Here is a 26,074-nt window from a genome sequence, read left to right as displayed (position 1 = left end):
GGTCCGGTGCCGCCGCCCGGCAGAGGAGGCGTTTGTGGCTGTTCGGTGGACGTTGACGGTCGACTGCGCGGAGCCCGGGAAGCTGGCGGAGTTCTGGGCCGCGGCGCTCGGGTACGCGCCGCGCCCCGCGCCCGCGGGCTTCGCGGACTGGGAGGAGTGGCTGAGGCACTACGACGTCCCGGAGGAGGAATGGGACGACGGGGCGTACCTCACCGATCCGGACGGCGTGGGTCCGAACATCTCGTTCCTGAAGGTCCCCGAACCGAAGGTGGCCAAGAACCGTCTGCACCTGGACATCCAGGCGGGAGGTGGCCGGGAGGTGCCGTGGGAGGAACGCATGCCGCGCGTGGTCGCGGCCGTCGAGCGGTTGACGGCGGCGGGGGCGACGGTGCTCCGCGAGGATGCGCCGGACGGCAGGCTGGACCACGTGGTGATGGCCGATCCGGAGGGCAACGAGTTCTGCGTCGTGTGAGGCGGGGCGTGTCGGCACCCGGCGTACCCGATGCGGCGGCGGCAGGTGCGACGCTGGACGACGCTGGATCCGGTGGTTCCCGGGCGGGCGAGGTGGACCCGGGCCGATGCGGTTGCTAAGGATTGCGTGTGAACAACGTGTGGGATGTTGCGCCGAGGACGGAACACGGCGGCGTCGCGGCGGCGGACGTTCAGGTGTCGGCCGAGACCAGGGCCGCGACTGGAGCCGAGACCGGAGCCGAGGCCGGGCGCGCCGACGGAACCCCGGTCGCGACCGCAGCCGCGGTCGAGGCCGGGATCGAGGCCGAGGTCGCGACCGCCGAGCCGACCCCGCTCGGGCTGGACGCCCCCGAGCCGTCCGGCGACGCCTCGGTGGACCAGGCGGTGCGCCGGTTGACGCAGGTGGACGTGCTGCCCACCGAGCTGCACGGCGAGGTGTACGAAGATGTGCACCGGGAACTGCGGGAGGTCCTGGCCGGTCTGGACCGCTGATCCGCAATCGGCGAGCACCGGACAAGGCAGGCAAGGACAACCGTGGCGGCACGACGCAGGCTCGACGCCGAGCTGGTGCGCAGGGGATTGGCGCGCTCCCGGGAGCACGCCGGCGAGTTGATCGCGGCGGGCCGCGTGTCGGTCGGCGGCGCGACCGCGACCAAGGCGGCGACGCAGGTCGAGACAAGTGCGGCCGTGGTGGTCGCGCGGGACGACGACGAACCGGACTACGTGTCGCGCGGCGGCCACAAGCTGGCCGGGGCGCTGGCGGCGTTCGTGCCGCGCGGCCTGGTGGTCGAGGGGCGCCGCTGCATCGACGCGGGCGCGTCGACGGGCGGCTTCACCGACGTTCTGCTGCGTGCCGGGGCCGGGCACGTGGTGGCGGTGGACGTCGGCTACGGCCAGCTCGCCTGGTCGTTGCGCAGCGACGACCGCGTGACGGTGCGCGACCGGACGAACGTCCGGGAGTTGACGCCGGATCAGGTCGGCGAGCCGGCCGGGCTCGTGGTGGGCGACCTGTCGTTCATCTCGTTGGGCCTGGTGCTTCCGGCGCTGGTGCGGTGCTCGGCGCCCGACGCGGACCTGGTGCTCATGGTGAAGCCGCAGTTCGAGGTGGGCCGGGAGCGGCTGGGTGCAGGCGGGGTCGTACGCGAGCCCGCGCTGCGCGCCGAGGCCGTCCGTACGGTCGCCGGGCAGGCGGCGGCCCTGGGGCTGGGCGCGCTCGGTGTGACCGCCAGCCCGCTGCCCGGTCCGTCCGGGAATGTGGAGTATTTCCTCTGGATGCGGCGGGGTGCGCCCGAGCTCGATCCGGCGGAGGTGGACCGCGCGGTCGCCGAGGGCCCCCAGTAGTGCCCGCAACAGTCCGGCCTCCCCGGCCCCCGCGCGATGACGGGGGTACGCGATACGGTCGGCCGATGCGGGTGTTCAGGGCAACCGCTCCGGGAGCGCGCCTGACGGCGCCTCAGGAGGCCGTTCATATTCGGGTAGACGACATTCGGGAACACGGGCACGCGGGCGGCCGGCAGGCCGGTCCGGCGGCCGGTCGGCGGGACGGGCGGGCTATGGCATGACGGGGCGTACTGTCCTTGTGGTCGCGCACACCGGGCGACCCGCCGCGCTGCGCAGTGCGCGCCTGGTGGTCGACCGGCTGGTCGACGCCGGGATCGTGGTGCGCGTGCTGGAGTCGGAGGCCGAGGAGCTTGCGCTGCCCGGCTTCGAGGTGGTGTCCGCGGAACCGGGCGCGGCCAAGGGCTGCGAACTGGCGATCGTGCTGGGCGGCGACGGCACGCTGCTGCGCGGCGCCGAACTGGTGCGGGACGCGGGCGTGCCGATGCTGGGCGTGAACCTGGGCCGCGTCGGCTTCCTCGCGGAGGCCGAGCGCGAGGACCTGGGCGAGGTGGTCGAGCGCGTCGTGCGCCAGGACTACGACGTCGAGGAGCGCATGACGCTCGACGTCGTGGTGCGGACGAACGGCGACGTGGTGCACACCAACTGGGCGCTGAACGAGGCCGCCGTCGAGAAGGCCTCGCGCGAGCGCATGCTGGAACTGGTGACCGAGGTGGACGGGCGCCCGCTGTCCCGGTGGGGCGGCGACGGGATCGTGTACGCGACGCCGACCGGCTCGACGGCGTACGCCTTCTCGGCCGGCGGCCCGGTGGTGTGGCCCGAGGTCGAGGCGCTGCTCATGGTGCCGATCAGCGCGCACGCGCTGTTCGCGAAGCCGCTGGTGGTCTCGCCGCGGTCGGTGCTCGCGGTGGAGGTGCTGCCGGAGACGCCGAAGGGCGTGCTGTGGTGCGACGGGCGACGCACGGTGGACCTGCCGCCGGGTGCGCGCGTCGAGGTGCGCAGGGGCGCGGTGCCGGTGCGGCTCGCGCGCCTGCACGAGGCGCCGTTCACGAACCGGCTCGTGGCGAAGTTCGCGCTGCCGGTGCGCGGGTGGCGCGGGGGCCCGCACGATACCCCCGACGCCGCGGATGTGTCGGAGAGCCCGGATGTTTCCCTGGACGTTGGCGTCCGGGGGCCCGAGAACCCGTAGGGTCGTCGCCGTGCTGGAAGAGATGCGCATACAGGGCCTCGGCGTGATCGAGGACGCCGTCGTCGAACTCGCCTCGGGGTTCACCGTCGTCACCGGCGAGACCGGGGCCGGCAAGACCATGGTCGTCACCGGTCTCGGCCTGTTGTTCGGCGGCCGTGCCGACGCGGGGCTGGTCCGCACCGGCCAGGGCCGTGCCGTCGTGGAGGGCCGGGTGCGGCTCGCGCCGGACGCGCCCGCGGCGGTCCGTGCCGCCGACGCCGGTGCGGAACTGGACGAGGATGTGCTGCTGCTGAGCCGCACGGTCTCGGCCGAGGGCCGCAGCCGGGCGCACGTCGGCGGGCGCGCGGCCCCGGTGGGGCTGCTGTCCGACCTGGCCGAGGAACTGATCGCGGTGCACGGCCAGACCGACCAGCAGCGGCTGCTGCGCCCGTCCCGGCAGCGCGCGTCACTGGACCGGTACGCGGGGGAGTCGGTGGCCAAGCCGCTGGCGTCGTACGCGCGGGTGCACAAGCGGCTGCGGTCGGTCGGCGCCGAGTTGGAGACCATCACGACGCGGGCGCGCGAGCGGGCCCAGGAGGCGGACCTGCTGCGGTTCGGCCTGGCCGAGATCGAGCAGCTGGCGCCGCAGCCGGGCGAGGACGCGGCGCTCGCCGCGGAGACCGAGCGGCTGGGGCACGCGGACGCGCTGCGTACCGCGGCGACGACCGCGCACGAGGCGCTGCTCGGCGACCCGGAGTCGGTGGTCGAGGGCGCCGACGCGGGCACGCTGATCGGTGCGGCGCGCCGCGCGGTCGAGGCGGTCGCGGGGCACGACCAGGCGCTCGCGGCGCTCGCGGAGCGGCTGAACGAGGTCGGCTATCTGGTGGCGGACGTCGCGACGGAGCTGGCGTCGTACGCCGCCGGCGTCGACGCGGATCCGGTGCGCCTCGCGGTCGCCGAGGAGCGGCGGGCCGCGCTGACCGGCCTGACCCGCAAGTACGGCGCGGACATCGCCGAGGTGCTGGCGTGGGCCGAGCGGTCCGCGGTGCGGCTCGCGGAACTGGACGGCGACGACGACCGGGTGGACGAGCTGGCGGCGGAGCGCGACGCGCTGCGCGCCGAGCTGGCCGAGCTGGCCGCGGAGGTGTCGCAGGCCCGCAAGGCCGCGGCGGACCGGTTCGCGGAGGCGGTGACCGGCGAGCTGGCCGCGCTGGCGATGCCGCACGCGCGCGTGACGGTCGCGGTCACCGGCGTGGACGACCCGGCCGGGCTGCCGGTGGGCGGGCGGACGCTCGCGTACGGGCCGTCCGGCGTCGACGAGGTCGAACTGCAGCTCGCCCCGCACCCCGGGGCCCCGCCGCGCGCGCTGAACAAGGGTGCGTCGGGCGGTGAGCTGAGCCGCGTGATGCTGGCGGTCGAGGTGGTGTTCGCGGGCGCCGACCCGGTGCCGACGTTCGTCTTCGACGAGGTGGACGCGGGCGTCGGCGGCAAGGCGGCGGTCGAGGTCGGCCGGCGCCTGGCGATGCTGGCGCGCAATGCGCAGGTCATCGTGGTCACCCACCTGCCGCAGGTGGCGGCGTTCGCGGATCGGCACCTGGTGGTCGAGAAGTCGAACGACGGCACCGTCACGCGGTCGGGTGTGGTGGCGCTGGACGACGAGGCGCGCGTACGCGAGCTGTCGCGCATGCTGGCCGGCTTGGAGGACTCCGAGCTGGGCCGGGCGCACGCGGAGGAGTTGTTGGAGACGGCCGAGTCGGCCAAGCGCGAGCCGGCCGAACAGTCCGGCGGCAAGGCCCGGCGCAACTAGCGCGAGCGTTCCGCGGGTTTTGTCATGCCCTGGGTTTTTCGCCGGGGCGCGGTGCCGGAACAGTGCCAGAGCAGTGCCGAAGCAGTGCCGGAACGGCGCTCGGACGACGCCGGGGCGGCGCCGGCGACGGTTCCCCCGTCGGAGCGGGGCGTCGGACCGGCGGTTCCCGCCGGCCGGTCACGAGGCCATAACGGGTTGGGTACGGCCGTGCACCGGGCGTCCGCGCACCGTGTGAAGGGCGCCATAGGAGCGGTCGGTACCCGCCTGACCAGGACAGTTCGCATGGCAGGATGACCGCGATGAGGATTCCCGTGCTGCGTCGACGCCGCGAGCCCGAGTACGAGGGCATCGCCGGTCCCGCACGGCTGGACCGCCGCACCAAGAACCTCACCAAACGCCTGCACCCGGGCGACATCGCGGTGATCGACCACGTCGACCTCGACCGCGTCGCCGCGGAGGCGCTGATCGCCTGCCGGCCGTCGGCGGTCGTCAACGCGTCGGCGTCGATCAGCGGGCGCTACCCCAACCTCGGCCCCGAGCTGATCGTCGCGGCGGGCATCCCGCTGCTCGACGCGGTCGGGCAGGGCGTCATCGGGCGGCTGCCCGAGGGCGAGTGGGTGCACATCGAGGACGACATCCTCTACCGCGGCGACAAGCCGATAGCGGTCGGCACGATGCTCGACAAGGAGTCGGTGCGCGCCGCCATGGAGGAGGCCCGGGCGGGGCTGTCCGTGCAGATCGAGGCGTTCGCGGCGAACACGCTGGAGTACATCCGCGAGGAGCGCGACCTGCTGCTCGACGGGGTGGGCGTACCGCCGATCAAGACGCGCATGGACGGGCGGCAGGTCCTGATCGTGGTGCGCGGCTACCACTACCGCGAGGACATCGCGGCGCTGCGGCCGTACATCCGCGAGTACCGGCCGGTGATGATAGGGGTCGACGGCGGGGCGGACGCGCTGCTGGAGGCGGGTTACCGGCCGCATATCATCATCGGCGACCTGGACTCGGTCTCCGACGAGGCGCTGCGGTCAGGGGCGGAGATCGTGGTGCACGCGTACCGCGACGGGCGCGCCCCGGGGATGGAGCGGCTGCACGAACTGGGGCTGGACGGCGTGCCGTTCCCGGCGACCGGCACCAGCGAGGACATCGCGATGCTGCTCGCGGACGACAAGGGGGCGAACCTGATCGTCGCGGTCGGCACGCACGCGACGCTGGTGGAGTTCCTGGACAAGGGCCGTGCGGGCATGGCCAGTACGTTCCTCACCCGGTTGCGGGTGGGCGGCAAGCTCGTGGACGCCAAGGGCGTGAGCCGCCTGTACCGCAGCCGCATCTCGACGACGTCACTGCTCCTGATGTCGCTGGCCGCATTGACCACCATTGCGGTGACCATCAGAGTCAGCCCCTTGGGCCAGGCGTACTACCACGTCTACCGGGCGTACTGGGACTCGTTCGTCTACTGGCTGCAAGGAATCTTCGGTTGATCGACTTCCGGTACCACGTCGTCTCCATCATCGCGGTGTTCCTGGCACTGTCGGTGGGCCTTGTGCTGGGCAGTTCGTTCCTCGCGGACTTCGCCAGGGATGACCTGAACAACAGGATCGACGGCCTTGCGCGGGACGCGGCGGCGAGGCAGAGGGAACGGGACGCCGTTCAGGCGGAGCTCGAGAAGACCGGCACCTTCATCTCCGCCACCAAGCCCGAGTTGGTGGCGGACAAGCTGAAGGGCAAGAGCGTCGTCCTGGTCAACCTGCCGGACGCGGACACCGATATCACCGACGAGACCGAACGGACGCTGGCGGCGTCGGGTGCGACGGTGACCGGCACCGTGTCGTTGAAGTCCGGCTGGGTCGATCCCGCCAAGGAGACCGCGCTCGGCGACGCCGTCGACTCGGACTTCCCCGGCGCGACGTCGTACGAGCGGGCGGCCGCCGCGCTTGCGGACGCTCTCGTGCACAAGACGGCCACGCCCACGACGCCCACGGGTGGGGCGACTTCGACGCCCGGGACCACGCCCCCGCCGTCCGCGGGTGCCCCGTCCGGTCCGCCGCCGTCCGGAGCCCCGACCACGGCCCAGGGCACCCCGAACCCGGGAGCCACCTCAAGCCTTTCACCCGGCGGCAACGCAAACGGCAGCGACGCGACCGCGAGCGGGGAAACGCCGCTCGCCGTCCTGAACCGCCTCAAGAACGCCGGTTTCATCGAGATCAAGGGCAATCCGGAGAAGGGCGCGACCCTGGCGGTCGTCGTCGCTCCCGCGGGGCCGGTCAAGGCGAGCGACCCGAGCCGCGTCGGCACCGTCAACGGCATCTACATCGGACTGTCGCGCACCCTCGACGCCTCTGACGACGGTACGGTTCTGGCCGGGGACACCACCTCCGCCCAGGACGGCGGCACCGTCTTCGCACTGCGTCGCGACGAACGTGCGATCAAGTCGGTGTCCACCGTCGACGCCGCCGACACCGATGCGGGCCAGGTCTCCGTCGACTGGGCGCTTGTGGTCGAGGCGGAAACCGGGAAGTCCGGGCAGTACGGGCTGACCGGGCCGGACGGCTGGCTCCCCGCACTGCCGGAGAAGAAGCCCGAGACGACCGAGAAGCCGGAGAATACGTCGTGAGTTCGGTTCGGCGCGCGGTGCGTACCGCGCTGGTCGCGGGTACCGCGGCACGATTCGCGTACACCATGCTCAACCGCTTCACGCCCGGTGAGGCCGCGCTGTGGGAGCGCCGCAACCACCGCGGCGAAGTGGTCACCCTCGTCGAGGGCCCGGCGTGCGCGGTGGGCGCGGCGCTGGCCGCCGCGACCGCGCCCGGGGTGCCGGGCCGGCACCGTGCGGCGGCGGCTCTGGCGACCGTGGGGGCGGCCGGGTTCGGGACGTACGACGACATGCTGGGCGCGACGGACAAGCGCGGCTTCAAGGGGCACATCGGTGCGCTCGCCAAGGGCGAGGTCACCAGCGGCATGGTCAAGGTGCTGGGGATCGGCGCGACCGGCCTTGCCGCGGGTTCGCTGGTGCAGCGCAAGCCGGTCGACAAGCTGCTGGCCGGGCTGGTGATCGCGGGCGGCGCGAACGTCGTCAACCTGTTCGACCTGCGTCCTGGCCGGGCCGCGAAGGTGACGCTGATGGCGGGGGCGCTGCCGGTGCTGCGCGGCTCGCGGCTCGCGGCCGCCCCGGTCGGCGCCGCCGCGGCGCTGCTGCCCGAAGACCTGGACGAGAAGGCGATGTTGGGCGACGCGGGCGCGAACGCGCTCGGCGCGGCGCTCGGCGTGGCCGCGGCGGCGGGCGCGTCGCGGCGCGGACTGGTCGTCCGGGCCGCGGTGTTGGCCGGGCTGACGCTGGCGAGCGAGAAGGTCAGCTTCACCAAGGTCATCGCGAAGACGCCGTGGCTGAACACGATCGACATGCTGGGGCGCCGACCGGTCGCGCCGCCGCGCCCGGCAGATTCCGCGGTCGGGAACGGGACGGCCGGGACGGCCGAGGCGGGGACGACCGCGGCGTCATCCGGGGGCACCGGGTCGGCCGGGCAGCCGGTGGCGTCGTAGGTCCCATGCCGGCAAGTCCGATCATCGGGCGGCGCCTGTGGACGGCCGCGCGCACCGAACGCCCCACTTCTGGTAGACCCCCGGAGTGGGGGCTGTGTGCATACGACGAAAGTCGCGCCCCGACAGACACTTCGGACCGGGCAGCAGCCCGCGTGATCGTGCGCGGGCCCACCGGCATCGCCGGGCGGTCCTCGTGACGCCGGACGCGGGGCGGCCGGACCCCGGCGGCCACGCGCCGCCGCCTCCCTCCGACGGCACCGCGACAAACCGCCCCCGGAAACGGCGCCTCGCCCGCGGGCTCGCCGGGGCCGCCCTGCTCATCGCGGTCCTGACGGTCCTGGCCCGCCTCGCCGGCTTCGGCCGGCAGATCGTCTTCAACGCGGCCGTCGGCCAGACCGCGGTCGGCGACGCGTACACGACCGCCAACTATGTCCCCAACATCGTCTTCGACATCGTCGCGGGCGGTGCGCTCGCGAGCCTGGTCGTGCCGCTGCTCGCCGGGCCCATCGCGCGCGGCAAGGACGGCGAGACGACGCGCACCGCCTCCGCGCTGCTGACCTGGACCGTCCTCATCCTCGTGCCGGTCACGGCGGCCGGCATGGCGCTTGCGCGCCCGCTGATGGAACTCCTGCTGCGCGACAAGGCCGACGTCCCCGGCATGCTCGACCTCGCGAGCGGGCTGCTGCTGGCATTCATGCCGCAGATCCTGCTGTACGGCCTGGCCGTCGTCTCCGCCGGCATCCTCCAGGCCCACCGGCGCTTCACCGCCGCCGCCGTCGCGCCGCTGGTGTCGAGCCTGGTGGTGGCCGCCGCGTACGTCGCCTTCGCCGCCGGGTACGACGGCGACGGCCAGGACCCCGCGGGCGTCCCGCGCGGCAGCGAACTGGTCCTCGGCCTCGGCACCACCGCGGGCGTCCTCGCGCTGGCGCTGTGCACGCTGGTCCCGCTGCGCGGCACCGGCGTGCGGCTGCGGCCGACGCTGCGCTTCCCGGACGGCGTGGCCCGCCGCGCCCGGCTGCTCGCGCTCGCCGGCGTCGCGACGCTCGTCGCCCAGCAACTGGCCACCGTCACCGTGCTGATGCTGGTCAATGCGCACGGCCCGGAGGGCGGGGCGGTGACGTACCAGAACGCGTGGATGCTCTACTCGCTGCCGTACGCCATCCTCGCCGTCCCGATCGCGACCAGTGCCTTCCCGCGGCTGAGCGCCGCCGCCCACTCCGGCGACCACTCCTCCTTCGCCGCCACGGCCGCCGCGACGACGCGCGCGGTGCTGCTCGTGTCGTTCGCGGGGGCCGCGGTGCTGGCCGCGGCGGCCTACCCCATCGGGGCGTTCTTCGCCCGGCTGGGCGACGGCGGGACGGACCCGGTCGTGCTGGCCCGGGCACTGGTCGCGTTCGCGCCCGGGCTCGCGGGCTACGGCCTGGTCGCGCACCTCGGGCGCGCCCTTTACGCGCGCGGTCACGGACGCGCCTCCGCGGGCGCCGTCGTGCTGGGCTGGGCGGCCGTCATCGCGGCCGACCTGGCGCTGGTGCCGAACGTGCCCGCCGACTGGACCGTGGCCGCGCTGGGCCTCGGCAACACGATCGGCATGACGGTCGCGGGGCTGCTGCTGGTCGCCGCGACGGCGCGGACGTCCGGCCGCGACGCCCTGCACGGTGTGCCGCGGGCCGCGGTCGCCGGCCTGCTCTCGGCGGCCGCGGGCGGCGCCGCGGGCGCCGCGCTCGCCGCCGCGGTGGGAACGGGCGGTACCGCATGGACGTTGATCATGGGGACGGTGGCCGCAATAGTGGGCGTGGCGGTTTTCGCCGCGTCGGCGTACGCGTCGGCGGGGCAGGACATCCGCGCACTGCTCCGGCGCCGGGGCGGGCGCGCGGGCGCCTCCGGCACGGACGTCCGAGACGCGAAGGAGAACCGTGGCTGACGGTACGCCGCAGGAACGCGCCAGCAAGCCCGCACGCCTGCGGGCCGTCCTGGTCCTGGCCACCGCCGTGGGCGGCGCCGGCGCACACGTGCGTTCGTTGGCCGCGGGCCTCACCGCGCGCGGCGTCGCGGTCACCGTCGCCGGGCCGGGCTCGGTCGAGGAGCATTTCCGCTTCACCGACACCGGCGCGCGCTTCGCGGAGGTCGAGATCTCCACCGCGCCGCGTCCCGCCGACGTCGCCGCGGTACGCGCGCTGCGCGAGGCGTGCGCGGGCGCGCACGTCGTGCACGCGCACGGACTGCGCGCCGGCCTGGTCGCCGGGGCCGCGGTCGGCCGGCACCGCCCCGGCCGCCGCCCGCTCGTCCTCACACTGCACAACGCCGTCCTGGCCACCGGCCCCAAGGGGGTGCTGACCCGGCTGATGGAGGGCCGGGCGGTCCGGGCCGCAGACGTCGTCCTCGGCGCGTCCGGAGACCTCGTCGCCCGCGCGCGCAAACTCGGTGCCTCGGACGCCCGCCTCGGCCCGGTCGGCGCCCCGGCGCTGCCCCCGCCGCGCCGCGACCGCGACGCCGTACGCACGGAACTCACCGGCGCGGACCGCCCGATCGTGCTCGCGGTCGGCCGTCTCGCGCCGCAGAAGGCGTACCCGGTGCTGCTCGACGCCGCGCAGGACTGGAAGGGCCTCGACCCCGTCCCCCTCCTCGTGGTGGCGGGCGACGGTCCGCTGCGCGACGAGCTCCAGGCCCGTATCGACGCCGACTACCTGCCCGTCCGCCTCCTCGGCCACCGCTCCGACGTCGCCGACCTGCTCGCCGGGGCCGACATCGCGGTGCTCGCCAGCGAGTGGGAGGCCCGCTCCCTTGTGGTGCAGGAGGCGCTGCGCGCGGGCGTCCCGGTCGTCGCCACCGAGGTCGGCGGCACCCCCGAACTGGTGGGCGACGCGGCGGTCCTGGTGCCGTACGGCGACTCCGCCGCGCTCGGCTCCGCGGTCGCCGACCTCCTGGAGGACCACCGCAAGCGCGAACTCCTCGCCGAACTCGGCCGCGTGCAGGCCGAGTCCTGGCCCGACGAGCGCGACACCGTCGAGCAGGTCCTGAGCGTCTACGAGGAACTCGGCCCGCTCTGACGCCCGCAGAACGCCTGGACCGCCGCGCACCATGGGCGTTCGCCGCGGCACCGGGGTCTGCGCACTGCGCTTCCGGGACGCTCGGGCGCGTCGCCGCCTGCCCTGGCCGCGCACGGCCGCCGCGTGCAATGGACGACGGCGTTCCCGGCACTAGCATGCCGCGTCATGGACTCGCGTAACTCCGGGCGCTTCGTCGCCGCAGGTGTGGTGGCCGCGCTTCTGCTGGTCGTGGGATTCGGCAACCAGTGGTTGTGGGAGGACCTGCTGACCAAGGACCTGACGGATGACGACTCTGCGTCGCACGTCCTCATGTGGTTGAACACGCCGCACTGGATCGTCGACAAGAGCGGTCCGTTCGCGAGGTTCGCGGGTGCGGACGTGGCCGCCTGTCTCGTCGGCGTCGGGGCGCTGCTGGCGACCGTCGCCGTCGTGCTTGTCTCCGCGTCGCGCCGCCGGGGCTTCAACCCGCTGATCTCGGGCTGGTTCTCGCTGGTGGCGGGCGGGGCGGCGTACTGCGTCACGAGCTACCTGGTGTCCGGAATGCCGAGCGGTACGGCGGGCGGTGCGTCCGCGGACGAGCGAACTCTCGCGATGGGACTGGACGTTGTCGCGGCCGGCGCCGGATATGGCCTGCTTGCGGGCTGGTTCGTCGGCATCGTCTGCGCTTTCGCCGCGGCGGGCGGCGGGTTGCGGACGCTCTTCCTCGCGGCACCGCACGACCGGGCCGGGTGGGGGCCCGCGCCGACAAACCCGCCCACGCCGCCGATGGCGCCGTACGGTTCCCCCGCGCTGCCCGCCCAGTGGCCGCCGCACGCCCAGACACCCCCGCAGCCCGCGCAGACACCTCCGCCGCCCCCGCCCACGCCTCCGCGGCAGCCCTGACCCGGCAGGTCCGACCCGGCGGGTTCGAGGCCGTCGTTGGGCGCGTCTTCCCGCTTCCCTGACAAGGGATCGCCGGTTCGCCACGCACATTTCGCCACGTACATTTCGCCACGTACATTTCGACGCGTACCGACAGCTTTGTCAGGTACCCGCCTCGCGATAGCTGTCGGGCTCAGCCGATGCCCTGGCGGTCCGGCTGCAATGCGAACGCCCGGTCGGGCCCGTCGCGGTACGCCGCCTCGACGGCCTCCCGCAGCAGCGTCTTCTGCCGCTCGAGCGGGGCCCTGCGGTGAGCGGGGGCGATCGCCAGGAGGTCGTCCAGCGACGCCGCCAGCCGCCGGGTCACCTGCGGTGAACCCGCCCCGAACAGCCGTGTCTCGGTGTACGCGAGGTCGACCACGTCCGACCATTCCGGCACCGCCTCGATGACGCGTACCGCGCCTTTGCGGTCGCAGTGCGCACGGGTGCCCAGCGGCAGCCGTACGGCCGCGACCAGCAGCAGGTGGATGCGGTCGAACGCGTTCACGGCCGTGGTCGGATCGTTGACGGCCGGCGACAACGCCCGCGCCGAGATGTCGGACAACTGCCGGAAGCCGAACGCGAAGTCCTGGTGCATGTTGCGCTCGGTGCCCAGGTGCAGCGCCCGGGCGAGCTCGAACGGCGGCGGAACCGGGCTGCCGCCGTACACCTCGACCAGAGGGGTTCCGTTGACGAGGAAGTCGCCCACCCGGGCGACGAGTTTGACGACGCAGTCGTGCCGCCGCGCGACCCGTGCCAGCCGGTTCACGTCGACGTAGCGCAGGACGCCGCCCGGCCCCCAGTAGTCGACGACGGCGACCGGCGCGCCCATCTCGCCCTGGTCCGCGCCGTGTTCGAGGTACCACAGTTCGCGGGCGGTCTCGCCGGCCACCGTGGCGATCACGTGGGTGACGCGCATCATGCGCAGCGTCGAGTCGACGTACACGACGAACAGCACCAGACAGGCGATGACAAGGCCCATCGCGATGAACGACGAGATGAACGGCTTGGCCTCCTCCGCCGTGAAGCGGCCCTTCTGCACGCGCAGCGCGAACAGGAACGTGCACAGGAACAGCGCGAAGGTGATCTTGGTGACGCGGTTGCGCACGTACAGGCGGATCACGCGCGGCGTGAAGCTGGACGCCATTTGCAGCGCCACCAGCGTGATCGAGAAGACGACGCCGATGAACGTCAGCATCGCCGAACTGATCGTGCCGATGACCGTGGCGCCCGCGCCGCCGACGTTGTCGATGTACTCCAGCAGGCTGCTGTCGTCGGTGTCCACGGCGTGGTCGTGGATCTCGGCGTCGATCGTCAGCGTGAGGGTGGCCAGGAAGAACCCGCACGCCAGTCCGACGACGGGGGCGAACAGGAACGAGTCGCGCAGGCGTTCGCGAAGCGTCGGGAACGCCCTCCGCCTCGGCGCCCGCGGCAGCACCCGCCACTGCGGCGCCGGCACCCGCACAGGCCCTGCCTCGGATCCCGCCCCAGGTCCCGCCCCAGGTCCCGCCCCAGGTCCCGCCGTAGGCCGCGGCGCGTCCTCCCGCGACGCACCGCCGCCCGCACCGCCGTCCACCCCGTCGCCCATCGCCCCATTAGGGCACGCGCCGACGGAGCATGCCCTGCGCTGCTACTCCGTCGGCGCACCCGTTTGCGGCGATCGGGTGAAGGCCGGGTGCCGGGGGCTGCGTACGGCGGGGTCGGCGCCGTACGCCCGTCTCAGGACCGTCCGCCGGCCTGCCCGTCGGGGTGTTCCGCGGCCGCAGCGGCCACTGTGGGGGCCTCGGACGGGTCGGGGGTGGTGGGGGACTGCTGGAGGTGGCGGCGGTCGTTGGGGTGGGGGGGTGGCTCGGGCTTCTGCTGCTCCTGCTGCCACAGGGTGGTCAGGCGCAGCGCGGTGTCGATCAGCGGCACGTGGCTGAAGGCCTGCGGGAAGTTGCCGACCTGGCGCTGGAGGCGCGGGTCCCACTCCTCGGCGAGCAGGCCGAGGTCGTTGCGGAGCGCGAGGAGGCGTTCGAACAGTTCGCGGGCCTCGTCGACGCGGCCGATCATGGCGAGGTCGTCGGCGAGCCAGAACGAGCAGGCCAGGAAGGCGCCCTCGTCGCCGGGGAGGCCGTCGAGGCCGATGCCGTCGCCGTGGGTCGGGTAGCGGCGTACGAAGCCGTCCTCGGTCAGCTCGTGCTGGATCGCCTCGATGGTGCCCACCACGCGCTTGTCGTCGGCAGGGAGGAAGCCGACCTGCGGTATGAGCAGGAGCGCGGCGTCCAGTTCGCGTGAGCCGTAGTACTGCGTGAAGGTGTTCCGCTCGGCGTCGTAGCCGTATTCGCACACCTCGTGGTGGATTTCGTCGCGGACGGTGCGCAGTTGGTCGAGGGTGGCCTCGGTCGCGCCGGTGCCGTCGAGCGTGTCGGTCTCCAGCATGCGGATGGTGCGGTCGACCGCGACCCAGGCCATGACCTTGGAGTGCACGAAGTGGCGGCGGGGGCCGCGGACTTCCCAGATGCCCTCGTCGGGGGTGCGCCAGTGGTCCCCGACGAAGTCCATGAGCCGCAGTTGCAGCTGGTGCGCGTTGCCGTGGCCCTCCATGCCGGCCAGGCGGCCGTGGTGGAGGGCGTCGACGACCTCGCCGTAGACGTCGAGCTGGAACTGCTCGGCGGCGGCGTTGCCGATGCGGACCGGGCTGGAGTTCTCGTAGCCGGGGAGCCAGGTGGCCTCGTACTCGGTGAGGCGGCGCTCGCCGCCCACGCCGTACATGATCTGGAGGTTCTCGGGGTCGCCCGCGACGGCCCGCAGGAGCCACTCGCGCCAGGCCTTGGCCTCTTCGAGGAAGCCGGTGCGCACCAGGGCGGAGAGGGTCATGGCGGCGTCGCGCAGCCACGTGTAGCGGTAGTCCCAGTTGCGTACGCCGCCCATGTCCTCGGGCAGCGAGGTGGTGGGGGCGGCGACGATGCCGCCGGTCGGGGCGTACGTGAGGGCCTTGAGGGTGATCAGCGACCGCACGACGGCGTCGCGCCACGGGCCCCGGTAGGTGCAGCGGTCGACCCAGTCCTGCCAGAACCGCTCGGTGTCCTCGAGGACTTCCTCGGCGTCGGTGGTCAGCGGGGCGTCGACGTGCGAGGGCCACCAGTTGAGGATGAACGCGTGGCGCTCGCCGGGGCCGACGGTGACGTCCGCGTAGGTGGTCATGCCGCGCCCGTACGCCTCGGCCTCGCTCTGCAGCCACACCGAGTCGGGGCCGGCGACGGCGACGGTTCGGCCGTCCGGGTGACGTCGTACCCAGGGGACGACCTTGCCGTAGTGGAAGCGCATGCGTATCTCGGAGCGCACCGGGACGTGCCCCGAGATGCCCTCGACGATGCGCACGATGGTCGGTGCGCCGATGAGTTCGTCGGAGGGCGGCATGAAGTCGATGACGCGTACGGAGCCGCGCGGGGTGTCCCACTCGGACTCCAGGATCAGCGAGTCGCCCCGGTAGCGGCGGCGGGCGGCCTGGCCGCCGGACAGCGGCGCGATGCGCCAGTAGCCGTTCTCCTCGGTGCCCAGGAGGCCCGCGAAGACGGCGGGGGAGTCGAAGCGGGGAAGGCAAAGCCAGTCGACGGAGCCGTCGCGGCTCACCAGGGCCGCGGTCTGCATGTCCCCGATGAGGGCGTAGTCCTCGATGCGATTGCTCACGCGGAATCCGTCCTGCCGACGTACGGCCGTCGCGCTGTTCAGAGGCGGGTGTGGTGTTCAGGCGGTGCAGAAGGGTGTTGTTCGAAAAGGTGCTGTTCACCGGGTGAAAAGCGTTCGACAAGCCGTGCAGATGTGAAATTCGGGGGTCGTCCGCCGGGCGCCCCGCCGACCCCCGGCGGTCGCTGCGGACCCTTGATCAGGGTAGTCCACGTGAGTCGGTCATGAGACCCGCTCCGTGACTCTGCGTGGCCTTCGTGAGGGACTTCACCCTTAACTGTCCGGTTTTTCTGCTATTTGTCACAGCAGCTGGGCTGCGGCGGTCACGCTCCGAATATGCCGGATCGTCCTCCGTGGTGACGGCCTCGCCTACGGGACGTTGTCGCCGCTCGCTGTTACTCTGGTCTCCCGTGGACTTCTAGGGACTCTCCAAACCTCTTTGTCGAGGTGCCCTCTTGTCGAGGTGGAGCCTCCCCGTCGAATTCCCTCCTCGAATCACGACCCACGGGAGCCCCTCCTTGGCAGTGCCCCAGACGCCCGGCAGTCCGACGCACGGCGCGCGTTCGTCGATCCGCACCCGGCCGACCAAGCACCTTTTCGTCACCGGGGGTGTCGCCTCCTCGCTCGGCAAGGGGCTCACGGCATCCAGCCTCGGCTCGCTGCTGAAGGCGCGCGGCCTGCGAGTGACGATGCAGAAGCTCGACCCGTACCTCAACGTGGACCCGGGCACGATGAACCCGTTCCAGCACGGCGAGGTGTTCGTCACCAACGACGGCGCCGAGACCGACCTGGACATCGGACACTACGAGCGCTTCCTCGACGAGGACCTGCACGGCTCCGCCAACGTGACCACCGGCCAGGTGTACTCCTCGGTGATCGCCAAGGAGCGCCGCGGCGAGTACCTCGGCGACACCGTGCAGGTCATCCCGCACATCACCAACGAGATCAAGTCCCGCATCCGGCAGATGGCGACCGAGGACGTCGACATCGTCATCACCGAGGTCGGCGGCACGGTCGGCGACATCGAGTCGCTGCCGTTCCTGGAGTCGGTGCGGCAGATCCGCCACGAGGTGGGCCGGGACAACGTGTTCTTCCTGCACGTGTCGCTGCTGCCGTACATCGGCCCGTCGGGCGAGCTCAAGACCAAGCCGACCCAGCACTCGGTCGCGGCCCTGCGCTCGATCGGCATCCAGCCGGACGCGATCGTGCTGCGCGCCGACCGCACGGTGCCGGCCGAGATCAAGCGCAAGATCTCCCTGATGTGCGACGTCGACGAGGAGGCCGTGGCGACGGCGATCGACGCGCCGTCGATCTACGACATCCCCAAGGTGCTGCACTCCGAGGGACTGGACGCCTACGTCGTACGCCGCCTCGGGCTCAACTTCCGCGACGTCGACTGGTCGACGTGGGACGACCTGCTGCGCCGCGTGCACCAGCCGGAGCGCGAGGTCACGGTCGCCCTGGTCGGCAAGTACATCGACCTGCCCGACGCCTACCTGTCGGTCACCGAGGCGATCCGCGCGGGCGGCTTCGCCAACAACGTGCGCGCCAAGATCAAGTGGGTCACCTCCGACAACACCGACACCCCCGAGGCGGCGGCGCGCGAACTGGCCGACGCCGACGCGGTGCTGATCCCCGGCGGCTTCGGCGACCGCGGCGTCGAGGGCAAGGTCCAGGCGATCAAGTACGCACGTGAGAACCGCGTCCCGACGCTCGGCATCTGCCTCGGCCTCCAGTGCATGGTGATCGAGTCGGCCCGCTCGCTCGCCGGGCTCGACGGCGCGAACTCGCTGGAGTTCGACGAGAAGACCGCCCACCCGGTGGTCTCGACGATGGCCGACCAGCTCGACATCGTGGCGGGCCAGGGCGACCTGGGCGGCACGATGCGGCTCGGCGAGTACGAGGCGAAGTTCGCCGACGGCTCGATCGCGGCCGAGGTCTACGGCGCGGACCACAGCTTCGAGCGGCACCGCCACCGCTACGAGGTCAACAACGCCTACCGCAAGCAGCTGGAGGCGACCGGCATGGTCTTCTCCGGCCTGTCGCCGGACGGCCGCCTGGTGGAGTACGTCGAGCTGCCGCGCGACGTACACCCGTACTTCATCGCCACGCAGGCGCACCCCGAGCTCAAGTCCCGCCCCACGCGCGCGCACCCGCTCTTCGCGGGACTGGTCGCGGCTGCGGTACGGCGGGTCACCGGCGCGGACGGCGTCCTGGGCGCGGACGGCACCGGCCGCGAGGCGGCCGAGGTCGCCGGCTGACGGCAGCCCACGCCCGACGCGCACCGAACACGGAGCGGGGGCGGCACCGGACTTCCGGTGCCGCCCCCGCTCCGCGTTCCACTACGTTGTGCTGCATGAACGCCGACGCACGCCCTGAGGCCGGCTCCGCGAGCCGCTTCACGGACACCCCCGAGGAATGGCCCGTCGTCGAAGGGGAGACCCCGTACCAGGGCCGCATCACCGCGATGCGCAGCGACATCGTCGCGATGCCGGACGGGACCTCCGCACGGCGCGACTACCTCGTGCACCCGGGCGCCGTCGGCGTGTTGGCGCTCGACGAGGACGACCGCGTCCTGGTGCTGCGCCAGTACCGGCACCCCGTGCGGCAGAAGCTGTGGGAGGTGCCGGCCGGCCTCCTCGACGTCCCCGGCGAGCCGCCGCTCCTCGCCGCCCAGCGGGAGCTGTACGAGGAGGCGCACCACAAGGCCGACGACTGGCGCGTGCTCGTCGACTTCTACAACACCCCCGGCTCGTCGAGCGAGGCCATCCGGGTCTTCCTCGCCCGCGGCCTCGGCGAGGCCGTCGGCGACCGCTACGAGGCCCGGGCGGAGGAAGCCGACCTGGAGGTGGCCTGGGCCCCTCTCGACGACCTGGTGACCCTGGCGCTGGCCGGCGAACTGCACAACCCCACCCTCGTCACCGGCGCCCTCGCCGCCGTGGCGGCCCGCGCCCGAGGCGGCTTCGACACCCTCCGCCCAGCCGACGCCCCCTGGCCCGCCCGCCCCTTCTGAGCGCAACGGCGGTGCTCGGGAGCACCTGCCCGGGGGTCGCCCGGTCCCTGAGGGCGCGCCCGGCCACGACCGGATCGCCACCGGGGGCGTGCGTCACCGTGCGTCGGTCCGCATTTCCTGCACACCGTTCGCTACCCTGCGCAGCAGGACTGTCGGGGGGCTGGGAACAGGGGGTCGTCGGCGGTGTTCAAGGCTGGTGAATCCGCGACCGCGACCGACGCGGTCGCCGCCGCCGTCCCCCCGCCCCGGGCCGCGGACGACGGCTCGGTACCCACCATCCGTCTCGGACCCGCGCAACTGCCCGCCGCCCCGGCGGAGTTCGTCGGGCGGGCCGACGAGCTGCGGACGCTCTACGGCTGGGTCACCGGCCCCGGCGCCGCGGTCCCCGCCCAAGGGGTCGCCGCCCGCGCCTCGCTGCTGCCGCCGGACCGGGTCGTCGCCATCTCCGGCCCGCCCGGCATCGGCCGCAGCAGCCTCGCCGTGATGCTCGCGCACCGGCTGTCCCCGCACTTCCCCGACGGGGTGCTGTACGCCCGCCTCACCGGCCCCCGCGGCGAGACCACGCCCCCCGCGGACGTCCTCGAATCGTTCCTGCACGTGCTGGGCGAGCGCGACGTGCCCGCCGGGGCGGAGGACCGCTCCCGACGCTTCCGCGAGCTGCTGGTCGACCGCCGCATACTCGTCCTCCTCGAAGACCTCACCGGCACCCCGCAGCTGCGCCCCTTACTGCCGGAGAGCCCTACCGCGCTGCTGGTCGTCACCACCGTCGGCCCGCTCACCGGCCTCGGCCGCGCGGCCGTCGTACGCGCGTGCGCGCTCGACGTGCTCGACCCGGCCGCGGCCTCCGAACTGCTAGGCGACCTCGCGGGACACACGCGCGTGGCCTGCGACCCGCGCGCCGCCGAGGAGTTGCTGTCGCTGTGCGACTTCCACCCCGCGGCGCTCAAGCTGGCCGGGGCGTGGCTGCGCGCCCGGCAGCGGTACGCCCTCGCCGACGTCGCCCGCCGCATCCGCGCCGAACGCCTCCGCCTCCAGGGCAGCTGCGAGGACGGCGAACTCGCCCTGCGCGCCTGCTTCACCCTGGTGCACCGCGAGCTGGTGCCCTCCGCCGCGCGGCTGCTGCGCCTGCTCGCGCTCGTCCCCGGCCGCGAGTTCGGCCCCGACGCCGCCGCCGCGCTCGCCGACTGCGGCCCGGACGCGGCGGCGCGCTCGCTCGCCGAACTGTGCGAGCTGAACCTGCTGGAACCCGGCTCGACGCCGGGCCGGTTCTGCTTTCACGAACTGCTGCGCGGCTACGTGCAGGAGTGCCTGGACGCCGAGGAGCGCCCCGGCGAGCGGCGTACCGCGCGCGTACGTCTGCTGGAGCGGTACGTCCGGCTCGCCCGCGCCGCCGAGCACACCATCACCGGCCGCGGCGACCTGGTGCCCGCCGACGTCCGCTTCGAGTCGCCCGCGCAGGCGCGGGCGTGGCTGCGCGAGGAGCGCCCCGAACTGCTCGCCGCCGCCCGGGTCGCCGCGGCGGCCGGCCTGGACGGCCCCACGCGCCGCCTCGTCGCCGTCCTGACCCGCCTGCTGGACCGCCGCGCGCACTGGCGGGACGTGCGCGAGCTGCACGAACTCGCGCTGTCGACGGCGCGGCGGCACGGCTCCGGCCGGCAGGAGGCGGTGGCTCTGCTCAACCTCGGCAACCTGCACGTCGCGCGCGCGGAGCTCGAACAGGCGCTCGCGTGCTACCGCGCGGCCCTGGAGGTGTCGCGGTCGATCGCCGACCCCGCGGGCGAGGGCCGCGCGATGGTCAACCTCGGCAACGCGTACGCCGACCTCGGCGACCTCCAGCGCGCCGCCGACTGGTACGACCGGGCACTGCTGCTGCGCCGCACCACCGGCGACAACGACGGGCAGGCCCGCGTCCTGTCGCACCTGGGCCGCCTGCACGCCCGCATGGGCCGCTTCGAGCAGGCGCTGCGCGACCACCGTGCGGCGCTCGGTGTACGCCGCAGGCTGGGCGACCACGCGGAGGTCGGCCGGGTGCTGTCCGACATCGGCGCGTGCCTGGGCGACGCGGGCCGCACGCGCGAGGCGCTGACCGTGTACCGGGACGCGATCGAGGCGTACCGGGCCGCGGGGGACGAGCGCCTGGAGGCGCTGGCGCTGCTGCGCACCGCGGACCTGATGGAGGACACCGGCGACCTGCGCGAGGCCAGGTCGCGGCGGCGTCAGGCGCTGGCGCTGCTGGCGGACGTGCCGCAGGCGGAGGCGGTGCGGCGGCTGCTGGACGACGGGCACGCGGAGGCGTCCGGCCTCGGCCCCGGTGCGGGAGGCGGCTTCGGCAGTGGGGCCGGAGGGGGTCTCGGTGGGGGTCTCGGAAGCTCCTCGTCACCGGCGCGGGTGGACTGACGATCGGCCCGAACGGGTACCCGTCAAGTACGGATCCGGAGCCCTCGGCCTGGGAAAGCTAAACAACCTGCTGAGGCCACTGGCACTTTGTAAGGTTGTCAGGGCGTTGGAGCCGCATTAACCTAGGTTTGCCTCGGAAGGCGCAGTGGTATGCGCCTGCCTGCCCATTCGGGTCCGCCGACGGCGTCTCAACCCTCTGTACGTAAGGACGTGGATAGCCGTGAAGGTCGGCATTCCCAGCGAGGTCAAGAACCACGAATACCGCGTGGCGATCACGCCCGCCGGCGTGCACGAGCTCGTGCGCAACGGCCACGAGGTCTTCATCCAGAAGGACGCCGGACTCGGCTCCTCCATCCCCGACGAGGAGTACGTCGCCGCCGGTGCGACGATCCTGGACACCGCCGACGCGGTGTGGGAGACGGGCGAGCTGATCCTCAAGGTCAAGGAGCCCATCGCCGAGGAGTACGGGCGGCTCCGCAAGGACCAGACCCTCTTCACCTACCTGCACCTCGCCGCTTCGCGCGAGTGCACCGACGCCCTGCTCGCCGCGGGGACCACGTCGATCGCGTACGAGACCGTCCAGCTCCCCAGCGGTGCGCTGCCCCTCCTCGCGCCGATGTCGGAGGTCGCGGGCCGGCTGGCGCCGCAGGTCGGCTCGTACCACCTGATGCGCCAGGGCGGGGGCCGCGGCACCCTCATGGGCGGCGTGTCCGGCGTGTACGCGGCCAAGGTCGTCGTCATCGGTGCGGGCGTCTCCGGCCTCAACTCGGCCGCGATCGCGCTGGGCATGCAGGCCGAGGTGCTGCTGCTCGACCGCAACATCGAGACGCTGCGCCAGGCCGACCGGATCTACCAGGGCCACCTGCAGACGGTCACCTCGAACGCGTACGAGATCGAGCGCGCGGTGCTGGACGCCGACCTGGTCATCGGCGCGGTGCTGGTGCCGGGCGCCAAGGCCCCCAAGCTCGTCACCAACGAGCTGGTGTCGCGCATGAAGCCGGGCTCCGTGCTCGTCGACATCGCGATCGACCAGGGCGGCTGCTTCGAGGACTCGCGTCCGACGACGCACGACAACCCGGTCTACAAGGTCCACGACTCGATCTTCTACTGCGTCGCCAACATGCCGGGTGCGGTGCCGCACACGTCGACGTTCGCGCTGACGAACGCGACGATGCCGTACATCGTCGCGCTCGCCAACAAGGGCTGGCGCAAGGCGTGCCAGGACGACGCGACGCTGGCGCTGGGCCTCAGCACGCACGAGGGGCACCTGACGAACGCGGCGGTGGCCGAGGCCCACGGGCTCGGCTTTGTCGAGACCGGGCAGCTGCTCGCCTGAGCGGCGGTTCGAGTACGGGCTGAGGCCCGGGTGGTTCCGGGGCGCCTGCGGGCGCTGCCGGGCCCGCCGGCCCGGTCGGGCCCGGTCGGGTTCGGCCGGGCGTGATCCGGCGTCGAAGGCGCCGCTGGACGGGCGGGCGGGTTCCGGCCCACCGGGCGTTGGCCGAGCGGGCATGATGTCGGCTCCCACAAGGGTGTGGGGGTCGACATTGTGCGTTTCGGGGACTTGTCGGCCGGGTTCGGGGTGATGCGGCCTCGGAGCCGCCGGGGAATGACGCGTCCGGAGCCGGGAGGCAGGTCTGACCCCCGTGGGGCACGGCCCGCGGGTGAGGCCGGGTCCCTGGGTGAGGTCGGTGATGTTGTCGACAACGGGGCTTTTGGTGGCGAGAACACCGCCCCGGCCGGTGGGTTGTCGTAGGCGTCGCGGGCATATCTCGACCATCTCTCGGTCGAACGTGGCCTTGCCGCCGACACTTTGGCGGCATGTCGGCGCGACCTGGGGCGATATTTGGCCGTTCTGGCCGACGCCGGCCGTGCCGCTGCGGGCGATGTGTCGACTGCCGACGTGACCGCGTACGTCGGGACGCTGCGTACCGGCGACGCCCACGGGCCGGCGCTGTCCGACGCCTCCGCCGCGCGTGCCGTCGTCGCCCGCATCTCGGAGGCGGCGGGTCTGGATATCGACGATGTGGGTCTCGCCGCACGTACCGTGGTGCTCGCGGGCAAGGGCGGCAAGCAGCGTGTGGTGTCGCTCGGTTCGTACGCTGCGGAAGCGGTGGGCGCGTACTTTGTCCGGGCCCGGTCGGATCTGATCGGAACCGGTCGCGGCGGGCTCGCGCTGTTCCCGACGCACGCGGTGGTCGGCCGTCTCGGCAGAGCGGTTGGACCGTGTTGCGTTCGGCCGCGCTGCGCGCCGGGCTCACGGAGGAGATGTCGCCGCACACGTTGCGGCACTCGTTCGCGACGCACTTGTTGGACGGTGAAGCTGATGTCCGAGTTGTCCAAGAACTGCTGGGACATGCGTCGGTGACGACCACTCAGGTCTACACCCTGGTCACCATTGATCGACTTCGTGAGGCCGACGCAGCTTCCCACCCCCGGGCTCTTGACTGAACCGGTGCGATGTTGCATGGGTCGGGCGGTTCGCCTTGCTGCGACCATGCGACACGCCATAGAGTCGCGAACCGTCAGTAAGGATCGTCACGCTGACGAAGCAAGAAATGGCCTGGTCGGCAAGGAGGTAAGACGACTTGTGAATGAGTCGACATTTGCTCCCGGGGGTGCCCAGCCAGCGTCGGCCCAGGCCCCCCGTGGGTCGGTTCAGGGCGGTGGGACGGGAATTCCCGGCCCGGGCTCTGCCGCGGAGCAGCAGGGGACGCGCGACGCCGCGCTCCCGTCGACGGCCGACCAAGCGGGTGCAGCGGGTACTTCAGCGGGTTCAGCGGCGGAGGGAACCCCCACGGGTTCCGAGGCGGACGAGTACGCGTACGACATGTACTACTACGACGACGAGCTGCGCTACGCCGAGGAACTGCGCGGCGGCCCGTTCGATCCGGACGCCGACTACGAGCCCGATCCCGAGTACGCCGCGACCCTCGCACCGGACGCCGCGACACAGCGCCGCGAGCGCGTCGGCCCGACCGGCCGCCCGCTGCCCTACTTCCCGGTCCCCGGACCGGTGTCGGAGCACGGCCCCGCGAAGATCATCGCGATGTGCAACCAGAAGGGCGGCGTCGGCAAGACCACGTCGACCATCAACCTGGGGGCCGCGCTCGCGGAGTACGGACGCCGTGTGCTGCTCGTGGACTTCGACCCGCAGGGCGCCCTCTCGGTGGGCCTCGGGGTCAACCCCATGGAGCTCGAACTCACCGTCTACAACCTGTTGATGGAGTCGCACCTCAGCGCGGACGACGTCCTGCTGAAGACCATCATCCCGGGTATGGACCTCCTGCCCAGCAACATCGACCTGTCCGCGGCAGAGGTCCAGTTGGTCACCGAGGTGGCCCGCGAGACCACGCTCGCCCGCGCGATCCGGCCGCTGGTGCAGGACTACGACTACATCATCATCGACTGCCAGCCGTCGCTGGGTCTGCTGACGGTCAACGCCCTGACCGCCGCCGACAGCGTCATCGTGCCGCTGGAGTGCGAGTTCTTCGCGCTGCGCGGTGTCGCGCTGCTGACCGAGACCATCGAGAAGGTGCACGAGCGCCTCAACCCGAACCTGGTCCTCGACGGCATCCTCGCGACGATGTACGACGTGCGCACCGTGCACGGCCGCGAGGTCCTCGCGCGCGTCGTCGAGGCGTTCGGGGAACAGGTGTTCCACACGGTGATCGGGCGTACCGTCCGCTTCCCGGAGACCACGGTCGCGGGCGAACCGATCACCACGTACGCGTCGAACTCCGTAGGGGCCGCCGCGTATCGCCAGCTCGCGAGGGAGGTGCTGGCCCGGTGCCGCGCCGAGTAAGTCTGCCGGGCGCCGACGAGTTGTTCCGTACCACCGGGGGAGCGGCACTGACGACCCGTCAGGCCGCTGCCGACGCGGCGGGGACGACAGGTCAGGCGCCCACCGGTGCGGGAGCGTCGGGCACCTCCGCGGCGGCGGCCGGGCCGGCCGCCGCCGCGGGCAACGGCCACGCTCGTGCCGTGCCGGCGCCGTCCTCGGGGCAGGACGCCGAGCCGGAGCACTCGGGCGCCCAGAACTCCGCGTCCGACCAGGGCGGTTCGCAGGGCGAGCCGGGGTCGGCGCAGTCGTACCAGGAGTCGCGCCCCGAGCAGCGGACCGTACCGCCGTCGCGCGAACCCGCCCGCGAGGGCCAGGCCCGCGACGCCGGCCCGCAGTCGGCCCCGCGCGCCGCCGCCCCCAGGCGCGGTCGCGTGCAGCGCCGCCCGAGCGGTCGGGAACGGCACGACGAGAAGATCACCGTCTACGTCTCCGCCGAGGAGTTGATGGACCTCGAGCACGCGCGGCTCACGCTGCGCGGGGACTTCGGCCTCGCGGTGGACCGCGGCCGGATAGTGCGGGAGGCCATCGCGGTCGTCCTCGCCGATCTTGAGGCACGCGGCGAAGCGAGCATCCTCGTACGGCGGTTGCGCGGCGGCCCGGGGCCGGGTCACTGACCACGGAGATCCACGGTGGTCGGTCGGGACCCGTTGCGGCTTGACTGTCGTCGGTTGAAGTCCCGTGCGTGACGGCCGTACCGGCAGTTGCACCGACAATCGCATCATGCGAACCGCATCGCCGAACCGCATTGCCGACATCGAACGAATGCCGGTGACCGGGGGCGGGGGGGGGGGGGGGGGGCGGCGGGGGGGGGGGGGGGCGGCGCCCCGCGGGCGCGGGGGGGGGGGGGGCGGCGGCTCGCGGGGGATCATCCCGGGTGGCCGAC

General features: G+C 73.0%; 19 protein-coding genes and 2 pseudogenes. 19 read left to right on the top strand and 2 right to left on the bottom strand.

The features are described from left to right. Window positions 1–34 precede the first annotated feature (34 nt). The 11 genes from ACWD12_RS11660 to ACWD12_RS11610 all read left to right on the top strand — a co-directional run bounded on the left by ACWD12_RS11660 (window position 35) and on the right by ACWD12_RS11610 (window position 12,253). Window positions 35–472: a VOC family protein gene (locus tag ACWD12_RS11660; RefSeq protein ID WP_450099364.1), complete on the top strand. Its 438-nt coding sequence runs from the start codon at window positions 35–37 to the stop codon at window positions 470–472. Between the two features lie 128 nt (window positions 473–600). Continuing rightward, entirely contained in the window at window positions 601–963 is a 363-nt protein-coding gene (locus ACWD12_RS11655) for a hypothetical protein (protein ID WP_450099363.1), read from the top strand. A gap of 42 nt (window positions 964–1,005) precedes the next feature. Then, window positions 1,006–1,812 (top strand): TlyA family RNA methyltransferase, encoded by an 807-nt coding sequence (locus ACWD12_RS11650; RefSeq protein ID WP_450099362.1) that lies wholly within the window; start codon window positions 1,006–1,008, stop codon window positions 1,810–1,812. 217 nt (window positions 1,813–2,029) lie between these two features. Beyond that, window positions 2,030–2,998: an NAD kinase gene (locus ACWD12_RS11645; RefSeq protein WP_450099361.1), complete on the top strand. Its 969-nt coding sequence runs from the start codon at window positions 2,030–2,032 to the stop codon at window positions 2,996–2,998. 22 nt (window positions 2,999–3,020) lie between these two features. Then, window positions 3,021–4,784, top strand: a complete 1,764-nt coding sequence (gene recN / locus ACWD12_RS11640) for a DNA repair protein RecN (RefSeq protein WP_450099385.1) — start codon at window positions 3,021–3,023, stop codon at window positions 4,782–4,784. A gap of 299 nt (window positions 4,785–5,083) precedes the next feature. Beyond that, the gene (gene steA / locus ACWD12_RS11635; RefSeq protein ID WP_358360725.1) at window positions 5,084–6,265 is read left to right on the top strand and encodes a putative cytokinetic ring protein SteA; all 1,182 of its coding nucleotides are present in this window, start codon (window positions 5,084–5,086) and stop codon (window positions 6,263–6,265) included. Further along, a complete protein-coding gene (locus ACWD12_RS11630) occupies window positions 6,262–7,398 on the top strand; it encodes a copper transporter (RefSeq protein WP_450099360.1) in 1,137 nt (378 codons plus the stop codon). Before steA ends, ACWD12_RS11630 begins: the two co-directional genes overlap by 4 nt. Next, complete coding sequence (locus ACWD12_RS11625; RefSeq protein ID WP_450099359.1) at window positions 7,395–8,324, top strand: hypothetical protein; 930 nt, start codon at window positions 7,395–7,397, stop codon at window positions 8,322–8,324. Before ACWD12_RS11630 ends, ACWD12_RS11625 begins: the two co-directional genes overlap by 4 nt. A 193-nt stretch (window positions 8,325–8,517) precedes the next feature. Continuing rightward, window positions 8,518–10,245 carry a murein biosynthesis integral membrane protein MurJ gene (gene murJ, locus ACWD12_RS11620; RefSeq protein WP_450099358.1) on the top strand — a complete coding sequence of 576 codons (1,728 nt, stop codon included), beginning with the start codon at window positions 8,518–8,520 and terminating at the stop codon, window positions 10,243–10,245. Continuing rightward, window positions 10,238–11,371: a glycosyltransferase family 4 protein gene (locus tag ACWD12_RS11615; protein ID WP_450099357.1), complete on the top strand. Its 1,134-nt coding sequence runs from the start codon at window positions 10,238–10,240 to the stop codon at window positions 11,369–11,371. The genes murJ and ACWD12_RS11615 overlap by 8 nt, the downstream gene beginning before the upstream one ends. Window positions 11,372–11,536: 165 nt before the next feature. After that, the gene (locus tag ACWD12_RS11610) at window positions 11,537–12,253 is read left to right on the top strand and encodes a hypothetical protein (RefSeq protein ID WP_450099356.1); all 717 of its coding nucleotides are present in this window, start codon (window positions 11,537–11,539) and stop codon (window positions 12,251–12,253) included. Between the two features lie 172 nt (window positions 12,254–12,425). Here the strand turns inward: ACWD12_RS11610 and ACWD12_RS11605 are convergent, their stop codons facing one another. Then, window positions 12,426–13,736, bottom strand: coding sequence for a DUF2254 domain-containing protein (locus ACWD12_RS11605; RefSeq protein WP_450099355.1), 1,311 nt, complete (start codon window positions 13,734–13,736; stop codon window positions 12,426–12,428). A 416-nt stretch (window positions 13,737–14,152) separates the two neighbouring features. Continuing rightward, window positions 14,153–15,943 (bottom strand): annotated as a pseudogene (locus ACWD12_RS11600) (glycoside hydrolase family 15 protein); the annotation flags it as partial. Window positions 15,944–16,464: 521 nt separating this feature from the next. Between ACWD12_RS11600 and ACWD12_RS11595 the strand changes: the two are divergent. The 8 genes and pseudogenes from ACWD12_RS11595 to ACWD12_RS11560 all read left to right on the top strand — a co-directional run bounded on the left by ACWD12_RS11595 (window position 16,465) and on the right by ACWD12_RS11560 (window position 25,805). Continuing rightward, window positions 16,465–18,201: a CTP synthase gene (locus tag ACWD12_RS11595; RefSeq protein ID WP_358360756.1), complete on the top strand. Its 1,737-nt coding sequence runs from the start codon at window positions 16,465–16,467 to the stop codon at window positions 18,199–18,201. A 95-nt stretch (window positions 18,202–18,296) separates the two neighbouring features. Beyond that, a complete protein-coding gene (locus ACWD12_RS11590) occupies window positions 18,297–18,953 on the top strand; it encodes an NUDIX hydrolase (protein ID WP_358364790.1) in 657 nt (218 codons plus the stop codon). Window positions 18,954–19,136: 183 nt separating this feature from the next. Next, window positions 19,137–21,350 carry a tetratricopeptide repeat protein gene (locus tag ACWD12_RS11585; RefSeq protein WP_450099354.1) on the top strand — a complete coding sequence of 738 codons (2,214 nt, stop codon included), beginning with the start codon at window positions 19,137–19,139 and terminating at the stop codon, window positions 21,348–21,350. Between the two features lie 220 nt (window positions 21,351–21,570). Continuing rightward, the gene (gene ald / locus ACWD12_RS11580) at window positions 21,571–22,686 is read left to right on the top strand and encodes an alanine dehydrogenase (protein WP_358364785.1); all 1,116 of its coding nucleotides are present in this window, start codon (window positions 21,571–21,573) and stop codon (window positions 22,684–22,686) included. Window positions 22,687–23,124: 438 nt separating this feature from the next. Next, window positions 23,125–23,316, top strand: a pseudogene (locus ACWD12_RS11575) (site-specific integrase); the annotation flags it as partial. Window positions 23,317–23,573: 257 nt separating this feature from the next. Further along, complete coding sequence (locus ACWD12_RS11570; RefSeq protein WP_450099353.1) at window positions 23,574–23,798, top strand: tyrosine-type recombinase/integrase; 225 nt, start codon at window positions 23,574–23,576, stop codon at window positions 23,796–23,798. A gap of 379 nt (window positions 23,799–24,177) precedes the next feature. Beyond that, a complete protein-coding gene (locus ACWD12_RS11565) occupies window positions 24,178–25,152 on the top strand; it encodes a ParA family protein (RefSeq protein ID WP_231779721.1) in 975 nt (324 codons plus the stop codon). Further along, the gene (locus ACWD12_RS11560) at window positions 25,137–25,805 is read left to right on the top strand and encodes a hypothetical protein (RefSeq protein ID WP_358364779.1); all 669 of its coding nucleotides are present in this window, start codon (window positions 25,137–25,139) and stop codon (window positions 25,803–25,805) included. The genes ACWD12_RS11565 and ACWD12_RS11560 overlap by 16 nt, the downstream gene beginning before the upstream one ends. Window positions 25,806–26,074: the final 269 nt, after the last annotated feature.

This window comes from Streptodolium elevatio (assembly GCF_053592165.1).
The sequence above is the reverse complement of the archived record's forward strand: the minus strand, read 5'-3'. Positions and strand labels throughout refer to the sequence as shown.

Excerpts from the sequence above, each read along its gene's own strand:
- ACWD12_RS11610 (WP_450099356.1), top strand. The coding sequence starts at position 11,537 with ATGGACTCGCGTAACTCCGGGCGCTTCGTCGCCGCAGGTGTGGTGGCC.
- ACWD12_RS11565 (WP_231779721.1), top strand. The coding sequence starts at position 24,178 with ATGTACTACTACGACGACGAGCTGCGCTACGCCGAGGAACTGCGCGGC.
- recN (WP_450099385.1), top strand. The coding sequence starts at position 3,021 with ATGCGCATACAGGGCCTCGGCGTGATCGAGGACGCCGTCGTCGAACTC.
- ACWD12_RS11590 (WP_358364790.1), top strand. The coding sequence starts at position 18,297 with ATGAACGCCGACGCACGCCCTGAGGCCGGCTCCGCGAGCCGCTTCACG.
- steA (WP_358360725.1), top strand. The coding sequence starts at position 5,084 with ATGAGGATTCCCGTGCTGCGTCGACGCCGCGAGCCCGAGTACGAGGGC.
- ACWD12_RS11645 (WP_450099361.1), top strand. The coding sequence starts at position 2,030 with ATGACGGGGCGTACTGTCCTTGTGGTCGCGCACACCGGGCGACCCGCC.